The 13,321-nt window shown below is 68.1% G+C and carries 13 protein-coding genes; 4 read left to right on the top strand and 9 right to left on the bottom strand.

Translation table 11 applies throughout. From position 1 onward, the window contains the following. Nucleotides 1-49 precede the first annotated feature (49 nt). The 4 genes from AC1RWI_RS13700 to AC1RWI_RS13715 all read left to right on the top strand — a co-directional run bounded on the left by AC1RWI_RS13700 (nt 50) and on the right by AC1RWI_RS13715 (nt 5,198). On the top strand, nt 50-559 hold the full coding sequence (locus AC1RWI_RS13700) for a sigma-70 family RNA polymerase sigma factor (RefSeq protein ID WP_043355688.1): 510 nt from the start codon (nt 50-52) through the stop codon (nt 557-559). Continuing rightward, entirely contained in the window at nt 556-1,611 is a 1,056-nt protein-coding gene (locus AC1RWI_RS13705; RefSeq protein WP_043355689.1) for a FecR domain-containing protein, read from the top strand. Before AC1RWI_RS13700 ends, AC1RWI_RS13705 begins: the two co-directional genes overlap by 4 nt. A 214-nt stretch (nt 1,612-1,825) precedes the next feature. Further along, nucleotides 1,826-4,312, top strand: coding sequence for a TonB-dependent siderophore receptor (locus AC1RWI_RS13710; protein ID WP_492866955.1), 2,487 nt, complete (start codon nt 1,826-1,828; stop codon nt 4,310-4,312). A 130-nt stretch (nt 4,313-4,442) separates the two neighbouring features. Further along, nucleotides 4,443-5,198 (top strand): IclR family transcriptional regulator, encoded by a 756-nt coding sequence (locus tag AC1RWI_RS13715; RefSeq protein WP_043358260.1) that lies wholly within the window; start codon nt 4,443-4,445, stop codon nt 5,196-5,198. A 40-nt stretch (nt 5,199-5,238) separates the two neighbouring features. On the opposite strand, the gene AC1RWI_RS13720 is transcribed toward AC1RWI_RS13715, so the two are convergent. From AC1RWI_RS13720 to AC1RWI_RS13760, 9 genes are all read right to left on the bottom strand, one after another. Continuing rightward, nucleotides 5,239-6,348 (bottom strand): Rieske 2Fe-2S domain-containing protein, encoded by a 1,110-nt coding sequence (locus tag AC1RWI_RS13720; RefSeq protein WP_043355690.1) that lies wholly within the window; start codon nt 6,346-6,348, stop codon nt 5,239-5,241. 201 nt (nt 6,349-6,549) lie between these two features. After that, a complete protein-coding gene (locus tag AC1RWI_RS13725; protein ID WP_052495098.1) occupies nt 6,550-7,248 on the bottom strand; it encodes a 4'-phosphopantetheinyl transferase family protein in 699 nt (232 codons plus the stop codon). 19 nt (nt 7,249-7,267) lie between these two features. Further along, nucleotides 7,268-7,720, bottom strand: coding sequence for a hypothetical protein (locus tag AC1RWI_RS13730; RefSeq protein ID WP_043355692.1), 453 nt, complete (start codon nt 7,718-7,720; stop codon nt 7,268-7,270). 91 nt (nt 7,721-7,811) lie between these two features. Continuing rightward, nucleotides 7,812-9,038 carry a beta-ketoacyl-ACP synthase gene (locus AC1RWI_RS13735; protein WP_043355695.1) on the bottom strand — a complete coding sequence of 409 codons (1,227 nt, stop codon included), beginning with the start codon at nt 9,036-9,038 and terminating at the stop codon, nt 7,812-7,814. Further along, entirely contained in the window at nt 9,035-9,766 is a 732-nt protein-coding gene (fabG, locus tag AC1RWI_RS13740; protein ID WP_492866959.1) for a 3-oxoacyl-ACP reductase FabG, read from the bottom strand. Before fabG ends, AC1RWI_RS13735 begins: the two co-directional genes overlap by 4 nt. After that, nucleotides 9,763-10,233: a hotdog family protein gene (locus tag AC1RWI_RS13745; protein WP_043355700.1), complete on the bottom strand. Its 471-nt coding sequence runs from the start codon at nt 10,231-10,233 to the stop codon at nt 9,763-9,765. The genes fabG and AC1RWI_RS13745 overlap by 4 nt, the downstream gene beginning before the upstream one ends. A 2-nt stretch (nt 10,234-10,235) precedes the next feature. Then, nucleotides 10,236-11,417, bottom strand: coding sequence for a beta-ketoacyl-ACP synthase (locus tag AC1RWI_RS13750; RefSeq protein WP_043355703.1), 1,182 nt, complete (start codon nt 11,415-11,417; stop codon nt 10,236-10,238). After that, nucleotides 11,414-12,073, bottom strand: coding sequence for a DUF3261 domain-containing protein (locus AC1RWI_RS13755; RefSeq protein ID WP_236702084.1), 660 nt, complete (start codon nt 12,071-12,073; stop codon nt 11,414-11,416). Before AC1RWI_RS13755 ends, AC1RWI_RS13750 begins: the two co-directional genes overlap by 4 nt. Next, nucleotides 12,061-13,290, bottom strand: a complete 1,230-nt coding sequence (locus AC1RWI_RS13760; RefSeq protein ID WP_492866962.1) for an NAD(P)/FAD-dependent oxidoreductase — start codon at nt 13,288-13,290, stop codon at nt 12,061-12,063. The genes AC1RWI_RS13755 and AC1RWI_RS13760 overlap by 13 nt, the downstream gene beginning before the upstream one ends. Nucleotides 13,291-13,321: the final 31 nt, after the last annotated feature.

The raw sequence follows: 13,321 nt of genomic DNA on the forward strand, positions 1-13,321 counted from the left end.
ATCATTCTCAATAGTGTTTGGCGCCGGGCGCCCGCATCACACAGGCGCCATGGTCACGGCAGACACCCTTCCCCAGTCGGAACTCCACGCGCTTTACCGCAATCACCACGGCTGGCTCGTCAACCTGCTATGGCGCAAGCTGGGCAATGCGGACAACGCAGCCGACCTGGCCCAGGACACGTTTGCACGGCTGCTGGTGGCTTGCGACGCTAGCTCGCTACGCGAGCCGCGCGCCTACCTGACCACCGTAGCAAGCCGCCTGACCGCGCAATATTTCCGGCGCCTGGCGCTGGAACGCGCCTACCTGGAAGCGCTCGCCCTGCAGCCCGAAGCCGCCGCCCCGTCGCCCGAGACCCGCGCGCTGGTGGTGGAGGCGCTCACCGCCGTCAGCACGGTGCTCGAGCAGCTTCCCCCGCGCGTGTGCGAGGCCTTCCTGCTGTCGCAACTGGACGGCCTGGCCTACAAGGACATCGCGCAGCGGCTCGGCGTCACCGTCAACGTGGTCCAGAAATGGATGAGCAAGGCCTTCCTGCATTGCTATACCGCGGTGTACGGATGACGCAGCCCGCCAAGGCGCGCATCGACATGCAGATCGTCGAAGCGGCGGCGCAATGGATGTCGCGCCTGCAATCCGGTGAGGCCACCGCTGCCGACCTTGCGGCTTGCGAGCAATGGCGCCAGGCCGACCCGGCTCACGAGCTCGCCTGGCGGCGCATGGCCCTGCTCGGACAGGACCTGCGCGCCGGCCTGGACCAGATGCCGCCGTCCGTCGCCCGCAAGGCGCTCCATGTGGCCAACCCTGGCGGCACCGCCGGGCGCGTGCGCCGGGCCAGCAGCGTCTCCCGCCGCAGCGCGCTGAAATCCATTGCTGGCGTAGGCATCGCGGCAAGCGGCGCATGGCTGGCGCGCGAGCAGCTCTCCTGGCACAGGTGGAGCGCCCTGAGCGCCCTTGCCGCGGACTACCGCACCGGCAGCGGCGAGCGCCGCACCATCGCACTGGCCGACGGCACCCGCGTGGTGCTCAACACCGGCACGGCCATCGACGTGCGCTTCGCGCCGGCGCTGCGCGAGTTGGTCTTGCTGGCCGGCGAAATCCAGGTCACCACAGGTCACGACCCGGCCGCCAGGCCCTTCACCGTCACGACCCGCAACGGCGGCATCACGCCGCTGGGCACGCGCTTCATCCTCCGCGAAGGACAGCTCTCGCCCGACGGCACCACCTACAAGCGCGACCCGATCAACGTCTCGGTGCTGGAGGGCGCGGTGCAGATCCGCACGCGCCAGGGCGGCGAGCCGTTTCGCCTTGATGCAGGCCAGGAAACCGCGTTTACGTCCACCGCCGTCGATACGCCATCAGCCATGCACCCGCAAGCCAGCGCATGGCTGGACGGCATGCTCGTGGCGGAGCAAATGCCGCTGGGCCAGTTCATCGCGGAGCTGGCGCGCTACCGCGCCGGCAGCCTGCGGTGCGATCCGGCGCTCGCCGCCCTGCGCGTGTCGGGCGCCTTCCCGCTCGACAACACCGATGCGGTGCTCGCCATCCTAGAACAAACGCTGCCCGTGCAGGTGCGTTACCTCACCCGCTACTGGGTCCGCGTGGCCCCCAGGTAAGCACGGCGCAGCGCATGCGCCTTGTTCGTCCGCTCTCTCCCGACACTATTTTTGCCGCGGGCGGCAGCTTTCCGTTTCTCGCGCATCAAGTGAATTAGCAACGCTGCAGCAGCCATGCCGCCATGCAGCCAAAAGCAATTCGATGACACGAGAACCAGGAGGAATCCGCACCATGGCGCACCGCCCCAACGCTTGCCCCAACCGGCAAGGGAACATGCCCTCGTCACAGCCTCGCGACCGCTACCGGCACACGCCGCTGGTGCTGGCGCTACGCGCCGCCCTGCTCGGCTGCGCGCTGGGCGCGACAGTGATGATGCCGGCCATCGCCCAGGCGCAGGCCGCCCCGGCCGGCAGCAAGGCATACGACATCGGCGCGGGCTCGCTGGACCAGGTGCTCGGGCGCTTTGGGCGCGAAGCGGGGGTGCTGGTCGCCATCGATCCGGAGCTCACCCAAGGCCTGCGCAGCGAAGGCCTGCGCGGCATCTACACCGTTGCCGAAGCGCTCGCCAAGCTGCTGTCCGGCCAGCAACTCGAGGCGGTCAGCGGCCCCAGCGGCGGCTATCGCCTGCGCAAACGCAGCGCGCCATCCGCCGCGCCTGCGCCGGATGGCGCCCCCATGCTGGCGGAGGTCAAAGTCACGGCCAGCGGCCCGGGCGACGGCATCACGCAAGGCAGCGGCTCCTACACCAGCGATGCCAGCAGCACCGCCACCCGCCTGGGCATCAGCCTGCGCGAAACGCCGCAGTCGGTCAGCGTCATGACCCGCCAGCAAATGGACGACCAGGGCTTGAACGCGCTGACCGACGTCATCACCCGGACCCCCGGCCTCACCATCAACCAGAGCGGCAACCTGGGCTCCGACAGCAGCAGCGCGTACGCGCGCGGCTTTGCCGTGGAGAACTACCAGCTCGATGGCGTGCTGCAGCTCAACAGCGGCTTTGGCGACTTGTTCCAGACCAGCGACATGGCCATCTACGACCGCGTGGAAGTGGTGCGCGGCGCCACCGGCCTGATGAACGGCATCGGCTCGCCCGGGGCCACCATCAACCTGGTGCGCAAGCGACCCACGCGGGACTTCCAGGCGTCGGCCAGCGTCGAAGGCGGCTCGTGGGACTATCGGCGTTTCGGGGTCGATGTTTCCTCCCCGTTCAACGAGGCCGGCACCCTGCGCGGCCGCGTGGTCGCCGCTTACCAGGAAAACAATAGCAGCGTGGAACGCCTGCACGAGCGCCGCGAGATCGTCTACGGCGTGGTCGAGGCCGACCTGACCCCCTCCACGCTGGCGGCCCTGGGCTTCTCGCTGCAGAGCTTCGATCTGCAAGGGCACGCCCGCTCCGGCCTGCCCCTGTACTTCGCGGACGGCACACGCACGGACTGGGCGCGCTCGAAATCGTCCGCCGCCGACTGGGCTTACTCGTACCGGCGCAACCAGAGCCTGTTCGCATCGCTCGAGCACCGTTTCGACAACGCGTGGCGCGTCAAGGGCACGGTCAGCCAGGACACCTACGGCTACGACGAGGTCTTCGGCTACGCGGGCAACGGCTTTCCCGACCGCAGCACGGGTGCCGGGCTGGCCCTCTGGGGCGGCCGCTGGGGCGGCAAGCCGGAGCAGACCAGCGTCGACCTCTATGCCACCGGGCCCTTCAGCCTGCTAGGCCGCGAGCATGAGATGGTGTTCGGCGCCACCTTCGCGCGCACCTCCTACGACAGCGCCACCTACCAGCTCTGGCGCCCCGATGGCTGGGACGGCAGCATTGCCAACATCTACACCTGGGACGGCCGCACGCCGGGCATCGCACCGAACCCGCCTGTCGGCAGGTACAACTACGCCGAGCAAACCACGGCCGCGTATGCCACGGCCCGGCTGCGCCCGACGGATGCCTTGTCCGTGCTGCTTGGCGCGCGCATCACCAACTGGAGCACCGACACCCGCGACTCGGTCAACAGCACTGGCGCGACCACCGTCGACAACCGCTCCGCGAATGGCAAGGTCACTCCCTACGTGGGCGTGGTCTATGACCTCTCCAGGCACTGGTCTGCCTACGCCAGCTATACGAGTATCTTCAAGCCGCAGAACAACCGCACCCTGAGCGGCAGCTTCATCGACCCGGTGGTCGGCAATGGCTATGAAGTGGGTGGCAAGGGCGCGTTCTTCAACAACCAGCTCAACGTGAGCGGCGCGCTCTTCTGGGTCAAGCAGGACAACCTGGCAGTGGCGATTCCCGGCGCGTTCGCGCCCGACGGCTCGCAGGCCTACTACGGCGCCTCGGGCGCCAAGACACGCGGCTTCGAGCTGGAAGCCGCCGGCCAGCTGGCGCGCGACTGGCAGGCCACCGTCAGTTTCACCCGTAGCCTGTCCCAGGACAAGGACGGCATTACGCTCAACACCAATATCCCGCAGAACACGTTCAAGCTGTTTACCACCTACCGCATTGCCGCCGTTGGCAACGGCCTGACAGTGGGCGGCGGCCTGCGCTGGCAGAGCCAGATCTACAGCGACAACACGGGCCCCCTGAGTGTGCGGTCCACGCAGGGCAGCTACTCGGTGGCGGACCTGATGGCACGCTACCCCATCACCAGGAAGATCTCGGCCACGCTCAACGTCTACAACCTGTTCGACAAGCGCTACCACACCACTTCCAACACGGCCTTCTACGGCACGCCGCGCAGCTTCCGGCTCGGGCTGAACGTGAGCTATTGAGCCGCGGCGCCGGAAGGGCAGCGCGGTCGGCCATGGGGGCCATGGGACGATCGACTATGATAAGTGCTTCTCTTCCGGCCAATCCGGGCCTGACCCACTCATGACCGCCAACGACAACAAAGCGCCGCCGATGAACGTGAAGACGGCGTTGCGCGTGCTCGAGATCATCGAAACCTTCGCGCGCGAGCGGCGTGCGCTGTCGCTATCGGAGCTGGCCCGGTTGCTGGCGGTGCCGGCATCGAGCTGCCTGGCGCTGATCCGCACCCTGACCTCGCTGGGTTACCTGTATGAGACCGGCCGCCGCCAGGGCTATTACCCTACGGGCCGCCTGCTGGCCATGGCGCAGCAGATTGCGCGGCACGACCCGGTGCTGGACCGGGTGCACGGCACCATGAACGAGCTGCGCGCGGCCACCGGCGAGACCGTGGTGATCGGCAAGCTGCATGAAGGCCGGTGGGTCGTGTACCTGGACGTACTCGAATCCCCGCATGCGATCCGCTATATCGCCACCGCAGGCGAGCGGCGCGAGCTCCATGCGAACTCGATCGGCAAGGCCTTGCTGTCCGTCATGCCCGAGGACGAGCGCAGCGCACTGATCGCGCAGCTCAGCTTCGAGCGCTTCACGCCACGCACGGTAGCCAACGCGGCGCAGCTCGAAGCCGAGCTGAAGAAGTCCGCCGAGCAAGGCTGCTTCATCAACCTGGGCGAGTCGCTGCCCGATGTTGGCGCGCTGGCCTGGCCGGTGCGGCTGTCGGGCGAGTGCTACGGGATTTCCATTGCCGGGCCGGCGTACCGCATCGAGCCCGCGCTGACGCGTTTCTCGGCCATCCTCAGGACGGCCTGCTCCGCGCTCGAGCGCGACGAGCGCAGCCGGTTCTCGCAATAGCCACCGGCATGGCCGTCGTCAATTCGCCATCAATTCGCCGTCAATTCGCGGCGGGTGCTTCCGGCACGCCGCACTCGCGCAGCAGGTCGCGCAGTTCGTTGATGACCGGGAACACCTCCTGGTTCCAGTCGGCGCCCTGCTCATCATGCGCCGCCTGCTCGCTCTCGACGATCCAGCGGTCCTCCTTGAAGATCCGCTCGGTAAACCACACCAGCAGCGGCCAGGCCAGATCCAGTATGCCGGGAATGCCGGGCTTCTTGATCGAGAGCAGCCCGAACGTGCGGTTGGTGCGCTGCTCGGCGTCGAGCGGCACGTAGACGATCCACAGGTCCATCACCAGCGTGCCGTCCGAAGTACGAATCTGCAGGGTCTGGTAGGGATACAGGGTACGGACCGTCATCACGTCCTTGCCGCCTTGCCCACCCTTGCTGCCCTTGTTGCCACCGCCGAACACCAGCGCTTCGCCCACCGGCTGCTTGCCTTGCTCGCGAGCGAAGGTGTAATCGACCTCGACCCAGCCATCGCCGCGCCGGCGGCCCAGCGAGCGGGCGCGCATCTGCCCCATCTGCCGCCGGTGCAGGAACTGATGGTTCATGTCCATCAGGTTCTCGTGCATGAACGAGTAATGGCATTTCACCTCGCGGCCAAAACGCCGCGTCTTGTAGGCCTTGTTGGCCACCGAGCCCAGGCTGGGCAACGGGGTTTCGTCGGCCAGCACCGCGCTGCCGGGAAACACGAAGATCAGCCCTTCCACCTCGCGGCAAGGGTAGGAGCGCACGCCGTTGGGCAGGCGCTCGCGGCCCAGGTAGGGCACGTCGATGCAGCGGCCGGTGCAGTCATAGGTCCAGCCGTGATAGCAGCAACGGATCGACTCGCCATCGACCACGCCCGCATGCAACGGCACCTGCCGGTGCGCGCACCGATCCTCGAGCGCGAACACCGCGCCGGACGCCGTGCGCACCAGCACGATCGGCTCGCCGGCAAAGCGCACGCCATGCGCCTTGCCGCGCTTGACTTCGCGCGACCAGGCCAGCGGATACCAGTGATCGGGGTGAATGGTGACGCGGCGCAGGTCGCGCAGCGGGACTTCGGCAGGAGCGGGGGTATCGCTATCGTTGGCACTGCTATCCAGCAACGGAACTGCATGCATGGGGGACTTCTCCTTGCAAGACTGGTATCTCGATTAGCCGACTGCATGGGCGGGAGGGGCGAAACCAAGGACTAAGTCTAACCGAAGGCGTGCCGAGCGATGTGTTACGCGCCGCAGGGTAATGGCGGGCACCCGGGCTTACCCCGACACAGGCCGAACGTACCGGCAGTGGCGTGGATCGCGCCCGCGATGACGTGATACTCAGGACGCATCCGACGCTGGCGCCAGGCACCAGTAGCGCAGGCTCGCGGGGGCGGTATCCGGCAACGACAGGGGGGGCGTGGCGTGGATCGCCAGGACGGCATCGCCGTGGCGCCAGGTGCAAGCATTGGCGCTGGCCGGGGTTGCCGCCGGCGACACCGCTACCGCTTGTCCGAGCATGGTCTGGAACAGGCTCCCGCCGCCGCGCTTGAGCCAGGCTTCCTTCAGGGTCCAGAGCTGGAAGAAGGCCTCGCGCTGCGCCGCCGGATCGCCGCCCGGGCGCAATGCCGGCAAGGCGGCGCGCTCGGCATCGCTGCTGACCGCGAGCACCAGTGCATCCAGCCCCTTGCGCGGCAGCACGCGCTCGATGTCCAGGCCGAGCGGCTCCAGCCCGACGGCACAGGCGACGTGGTCGCCGCAATGGGAGAGGGAGAGAAAAGCGGATGCAGGCCCAATGGCCTGTGGCGGGCTGTCCGGCGCGGCGCTCAGCGTCCAGTCCCGCCAGCCGCCGCCGTAAGCTTGCGCCAGCAATTGGCGCGCAATCCAGCGGCCAGCCACGAACTGCGCGGCGCGCTGGCCGGCCTGCAGGGCGTCCAGGCGCCGCGCTTCGTCCGCGCCCAGCCATTGCCTGGCAGGCGGAACCTGTCCCGCCAGGCCAGCTACCGACGCAACGCGAACGTGGATCCGGGCGGCCGGCATGGCGGGGGGGCGCGCGGCCTTACTTGCCCGCCACCTTGGCGTACGTGCCCTTGAGCGCAACACCGGCCACCACGGCGCCGGCGTGGCATTCGTACTCGGTCGGGCTGGCGACCGAGTCTTTCTTGTAATAGCTCACCACATCGACCACGGCATTGGCGCCGAAGGTCTTGGCCTTGTCCTGGAGCGCGATCAGCGCGGACAGCGCGGCCCAGCGGCAGGCTTCTTCATCGCTCTTGCCGAAGCTGTTGGTCTTGCGGTTGGACACATCGCTCTCCTTGGTCTCCAGGACCTTGGGCGTCTTCTGCCCCGCCAGGAAGAACTTGACCGAGCCATCGAGCTTTTCCTGTGCTTCCGACATGTCCAGCACTTCCTGGAACGGCAGCATGTACTTGGTATCGCGCGCCGCTGCGGGTGTGGACAACAGCATGGCGGCCGAGGCGGTTGCGGCCAGGATGGAGAGAGCGTGCTTCATTGACCTTCCTTTCTTGGTGTTGTTGGTGTTGTTGGTGTTGTTGGTGTTGTTTATTTTGTTGATGAGGAAAATGCACGGTAGTACCGGCAGATCAACGCCAGCGGCGGAACACCAGCGACGTGTTGATGCCGCCAAAGGCAAAATTGTTGCTCATCGCATGATCGATGTCGAGCCGCCTGCCCTCGCCCATGATGTAGTCGAGCGACGCACAGCGCGGGTCGGGGTTGGCCAGGTTGATGGTGGGCGCAAACCAGCCGTCGCGCATCATCTCGACCGTCATCCACGCCTCGAGCGCGCCGCAGGCGCCTAGCGTATGACCCATATAACTCTTCAGCGAACTTACCGGCACCGCGTCGCCCAGCACCTCGCGGGTGGCATGTGACTCGGCGATATCGCCCTGGTCGGTGGCAGTGCCATGGGCATTGACGTAGCCAATCGCCGAGGCCGGCAGGCCGGCATCCTCCAGCGCCAGGCGCATGGCCTGCGCCATGGTGTCCGCCTTGGGCTGGGTCACGTGGGCGCCATCGCTGTTGGTGCCAAAGCCGACGATCTCGGCCAGGATGCGCGCGCCGCGCGCCAGCGCGTGCTCCAGTTCCTCCAGCACCAGCGTGCCAGCGCCCTCGCCCAGCACCAAGCCGTCGCGCTCGCTGTCGAACGGGCGCGGCGTGCCATGCGGCGCATCGTTGCAGGTGCTGGTGGCGAACAGCGTATCGAACACAGCGGCCTCGGTGGGATCCAGTTCCTCGGCGCCGCCCGCCAGCATGGCCACCTGCCGGCCACTGCGGATGGTTTCGTAAGCGTAGCCGATGCCCTGGCTGCCCGAGGTGCAGGCACTGGAGGTAGTGAGGATGCGCCCGGTAATGCCGAAGAACACGCCGATGTTCACCGCCGTGGTGTGCGGCATCATGCGGATGTAGGTGGTAGCGCTGACGTCCTCGGTGGTGCGATCTATCATCATGCGGCCAAAATCGGCCACAGCCGACGGCGTGCCGGTGGACGAGCCGTAGGCAATGCCAAGCTTGCCGCTGGTGACCAGCGGATCGCCAAGCAGCCCCGCATCGCGCAAGGCGGCCTCGCTGGCCAGCACCGACATCACCGCCACGCGGCCCATGGCGCGCGTGACCTTGCGGGTGTAATGCGCCGGCAGCGTGAACGGCGGCACAGGTGCTGCAAGCTGCGTGTTGAGGCCCTTGTAGACGGCCCACTCCGGCATCTGCACGACCGCGTTGCGGCCGCTGGCCAGGCGCTCGCGCACGCTCGCCCAGTCGTTGCCCAGGGAGCAGACTGCGCCGGCTCCGGTAATGACGACTCGCTTCATCCGAACATCCCCCCGTTGACCGAAATCACCTGCCGGGTGATATAGCCCGCATCGGCGGACATCAGGAACGCCACGGTCGCAGCCACCTCGTCCGGCGTGCCCATGCGGCGTGCCGGGATCATGCGCAAGGCTTCCTCCAGCACGTGTTCCTCGACCATTTCCGTATCGATCAGGCCGGGCGCCACGCAGTTGACGGTAATGGCGCGCTTGGCCAGCTCGATGGCCAGCGCCTTGGTCGCACCGATCACGCCGGCCTTGGCCGCGCTGTAGTTGGTCTGGCCCCGGTTGCCCACCAGCCCCGACACCGAGGACAGCGTGACGATACGGCCCGGCTTGCGCCGCTGCACCATGGGCATCACCACCGGGTTGAGCACGTTGTAGAAGGCGTCCAGGTTGGTGTGGATCACCTCATCCCACTCTGCCCCGGTCATGGCCGGGAACGCCGCATCGCGCGCGATGCCCGCGTTGCAGACCACGCCGTAGTAGCAGCCATGAGCTTCGATATCGGCCAGCAGCGCGGCCGCGGCCAGCTCCCGCTGGCTGACGTCGAAACAAAGCACGCGCGCGGTGCGGCCCAGGGCGCGGATCGCGCCGGCCACCGATTCGGCTTCATCGCGCCGGGCGCGGCAATGCACCACCACGTCGTAGCCCTCGCGCGCCATGCGCAGCGCGATGGCACGGCCGATGCCGCGCGAAGACCCTGTGACGAGCACGGTTCGGTTCGTCATGGTTGTTGTCCTTGCAAGAAAGCCTGCGCGTCGGCAGGCTGGAAAACGGAAACGTTGGCGCGCGCCACTTCGCGCTCGCCCAGCGACAGCGAGCAGGCAAACATGCCGAGCCCGTTGTCGCCGACCAGCTCGGCGCGCACTTGTATGGTCAGCACGCTGCCCACCGGGAACGCGGGCACATCGCATTCATAGCGCCGCGAGCCAAGCAGAAAGCCGATGCCAGGCGCCCGGCCGGCGCGCCAGTCCTGCGCGCCGGCCCAGGCGGCAATGGTCTGCGCCATGTACTCGATGCCGACCCAGCCCGGCATGCCGGACTCATCCACAAACAGCTGGGTGGCGCGCACCGTGGTGCGCGCCACCGCGTGTTCCTCATCGGCGCGCAAGAGCTCATCCAGCAAGCGCATCCCGCCGGCGTGCGGCAGCACCTCGGCGATTGCCGGCAACGCGGCAAGGGACGTCGTGGTCATGGTCAGCCGGCTCCCAGTATCACGGCGCTATTGCTGCCGCCAAATGCGAAGGAATTGCTCATCACGTAGCGCGGCGCGCGGCCCAGCGTTTCGCCGGGGGCCACCACGCGCAGCGCCGGCAAGGCCGGATCGGGCACGCCGTCCCACCAGTGCGGGGGCAGGCGGCCGTGCGGGTTGTCGACCAGCGTCAGCCACATCAGCGCGGCCTCAATGGCACCGGCCGCGCCGAGCGCGTGCCCGGTCATCGGCTTGGTCGAGCTAAGCGGCAGGTCGGCGCCGAACACCGCGGCGCATGCCAGCGCTTCCATGGCGTCGTTCTGCGGCGTGGCGGTGCCGTGCAGGTTGAGGTAATCGATGTCCGCGGGCGCAAGCCCGGCGCGCTCCAGCGCCTGCAGCATGGCGGCCCGCGCACCGGCGCCGCTGGGGTCCGGCGCCGACATGTGATGCGCGTCGGAGGTCTCGCCACAGCCGGCCAGGCGCACCGGTCCCGGTTCCGCGGACAGCAGGAACAAGCCAGCGCCTTCACCCAGGTTGATGCCGCAACGGTTGGCCGACAGCGGGTTGCAGCGCGACGCCGAGACGGAATCCAGCGCGCTGAAGCCGGCGACGGTAAAGGAGCACAGGGTGTCCGCGCCACCCGCGATCACCACGTCCGCCATGCCGCTGCGCAGCAGGCGCGCGGCAGCCGCCAGCGCCTTGGCGCTCGACGAGCAGGCGGTGGACAGCGTGTAGGCCACGCCGGTCACGCCCAGCACGCCAGCCAGGAACTGCGCCGGCGAGCCCAGCTCCTGCTGCCCGTAGTGGAAACCCTCCGGCCACGCGCCGGTGGCTGCGCGCGCGCGCACGGCCACGCCGCCCTCGGCAATGCCGGAGGTACTGGTGCCCAGCACCACGGCCACCCGCGCCGGGCCAACCCGGGCGATGGCGGCCTGCGCCTGCGGCATGAACTGGAGCGCCGCGTGATACAGCAGCGCATTGTTGCGGGTACGGTGCACCCGTGGCGTGTCGTCCGGCAGGCTGAGCGCGGTGTTGACCGTGCCGAGCTGCAGCGGGCGGCCCGGGCTGTACAGCTCGGTCACCTCGCCGCCCTGCGGGGCGTCGCCGCGCCAGAGCGCCGCGCGCACGGCATCGGCGCCGTCGCCCAGCGCGCAGGTCACGCCCAGTGCGTTAATAAATACATTCATTTCGTCCCTCCTTGCCCTGCCGGCGGCAGGGTGCGGATGGTCAGCCGATAGCCATCGCGGTATTGCTCGAACTCGATCGTTTGCGGGTCCGGATAGCGCACCTGCGCCACCACCTCGCCACCCTCGCGCAGCACGCGCAGGCCGGCCTCGACCTCCAGGCGCCAGCCCGCCGGCAAGGCCGCGGCAATCGCCCCGACCGGCCACAACGACAACTGCATTTCACTCAGGATACGCTCCGGCACCAGCTCGGCCGGCGCCCAGGGCGAGCGCACCACGCGCAGGTCCTGCCCATCCCAGTCCAGCCGCGCCAGCACCTGCCCGCCAGCCAGCGCGGCCAGCCGCGTGTGGGTGGCGTCGGCTTCCAGCAGGGCCTGGATCTCGCGGCGCTCCTCCCCGCGCGGGGTGCGGTACACCACGGTGATCTGCTGCTGCAGCGCCAGCTCGCGGCCCAGCGATGCCGGCGGCAGGCGCAGCAACGGCACGGGCTGCTGCTCGGCAGGCAAGGCGGGCGCGGCAGGCGGCGCAGCGGAACCCGCCGCCGGCCCCGCGCCCGGGCCGGCACAGCCCGCCAGCAGCAACGCACACGCGGCAACACCCAGCAGCATCCGCGCCAGCGCGGCGCCAATGCAGTGATGCCTGGCGATCAGGCTTCGCAAAGCTGCTCCAGCACGCCAAGGCGGCGCCGCGACTCGGTGACGAACGGGTTGGTGCGGTCCCAGGCATAGCCCGCCAGGATGGCCGAGATCATGCGGCGGATTTCCGGCGTGGCATTGGGATGGAAAATCAGCTTCTGGAAGCTGCCTTCGTACCACGCTTGCACAAAGGTGCGGAAGCAATCCACGCCGTCCTTGAGCGGGCGGCCGTAGTCGGCCTGCCAGTCCACCGTCTCGCCATTCAACTGGCGCGCCAGGCAGGCCGTGGCCAGGCTGGCGGACTTGAAGGCAATGGTGACGCCGGACGAGAACACCGGGTCGAGGAATTCGCCCGCATTGCCCAGCAACGCATAGCCCTTGCCCCACAGCGATTTCACGTTGGCCGAGTAACCGGCGATCTGCCGGGCCGGGGTGTCCCAGTCGGCGTTGGCCAGCAGCTTGGCAAGGCCGGGCTCCTCGCCCACCAGCGCCCGCAGCCGCTCGGTCTCGGTCCCTGTGTACTGGTCGAGGAAGCGCTTTTCCGCCACCACGCCCTGCGAGCAGCGGCCATCCGAGAACGGAATGGTCCAGTACCAGACATCGACATGCTCCGGATGCACGCTGACGCGGATCTTGTTGCGATCGAAGGTGCCCAGCGGGATGCGGTCTTCCACGTGGGTGAAGATGGCGCTGCGCACGGGGAAGTTCGACGGCGACTCCAGGTCCAGCAGGCGCGGCAGCACGCGACCGAAACCCGAGGCATCCAGCAAGAAGCGCGCGCACACCTGGTACACCTTGCCATCCGGGTCGCGCACGGTGACGCAAGGCTGCTCGCCCTCCAGGTCGACCGCGCTCACCTGGTGCTTGAAACGGACCTCGGCGCCCTGCTTCTGCGCCTCGCGGATCAGCACGTCGTCAAAGCGCGCGCGCTGGACCTGGTAGGTGGTGCCCCAGCCGGCGGAGAATTTGTCGCGGAAATCGAAATCCGTATAGCGGTCGCCACGCACGAAGGCAGCGCCGTTCTTGTACTGGAAGCCGGCTTCGACCACCGCCTGCAGCATGCCCGCCTCTTCGATGTAGGCCATGCTCTGCGGCAGCAGGCTTTCCCCGATCGAGAAGCGCGGGAAGGTCTCTTTCTCGAGCACCAGCACATCAATGCCGCGCTTGCGCAAAAGGCCCGCCGCCACGGAGCCCGCCGGGCCGGCGCCGATGATAAGGACATCCACCTGTTCGGTATTCATTTGCAACCCTGTTTGACTCGTTTATCTTGTT

The organism is Cupriavidus sp. MPR-AND1C (genome assembly GCF_058809705.1).

Bases quoted from the DNA above. Each gene is read 5' to 3' on its own strand.
- AC1RWI_RS13700 (WP_043355688.1), top strand. From the start codon at position 50: ATGGTCACGGCAGACACCCTTCCCCAGTCGGAACTCCACGCGCTTTAC.
- AC1RWI_RS13705 (WP_043355689.1), top strand. From the start codon at position 556: ATGACGCAGCCCGCCAAGGCGCGCATCGACATGCAGATCGTCGAAGCG.
- AC1RWI_RS13710 (WP_492866955.1), top strand. From the start codon at position 1,826: ATGCCCTCGTCACAGCCTCGCGACCGCTACCGGCACACGCCGCTGGTG.
- AC1RWI_RS13715 (WP_043358260.1), top strand. From the start codon at position 4,443: ATGAACGTGAAGACGGCGTTGCGCGTGCTCGAGATCATCGAAACCTTC.
- AC1RWI_RS13720 (WP_043355690.1), bottom strand. From the start codon at position 6,348: ATGCATGCAGTTCCGTTGCTGGATAGCAGTGCCAACGATAGCGATACC.
- AC1RWI_RS13725 (WP_052495098.1), bottom strand. From the start codon at position 7,248: ATGCCGGCCGCCCGGATCCACGTTCGCGTTGCGTCGGTAGCTGGCCTG.
- AC1RWI_RS13730 (WP_043355692.1), bottom strand. From the start codon at position 7,720: ATGAAGCACGCTCTCTCCATCCTGGCCGCAACCGCCTCGGCCGCCATG.
- AC1RWI_RS13735 (WP_043355695.1), bottom strand. From the start codon at position 9,038: ATGAAGCGAGTCGTCATTACCGGAGCCGGCGCAGTCTGCTCCCTGGGC.
- fabG (WP_492866959.1), bottom strand. From the start codon at position 9,766: ATGACGAACCGAACCGTGCTCGTCACAGGGTCTTCGCGCGGCATCGGC.
- AC1RWI_RS13745 (WP_043355700.1), bottom strand. From the start codon at position 10,233: ATGACCACGACGTCCCTTGCCGCGTTGCCGGCAATCGCCGAGGTGCTG.
- AC1RWI_RS13750 (WP_043355703.1), bottom strand. From the start codon at position 11,417: ATGAATGTATTTATTAACGCACTGGGCGTGACCTGCGCGCTGGGCGAC.
- AC1RWI_RS13760 (WP_492866962.1), bottom strand. From the start codon at position 13,290: ATGAATACCGAACAGGTGGATGTCCTTATCATCGGCGCCGGCCCGGCG.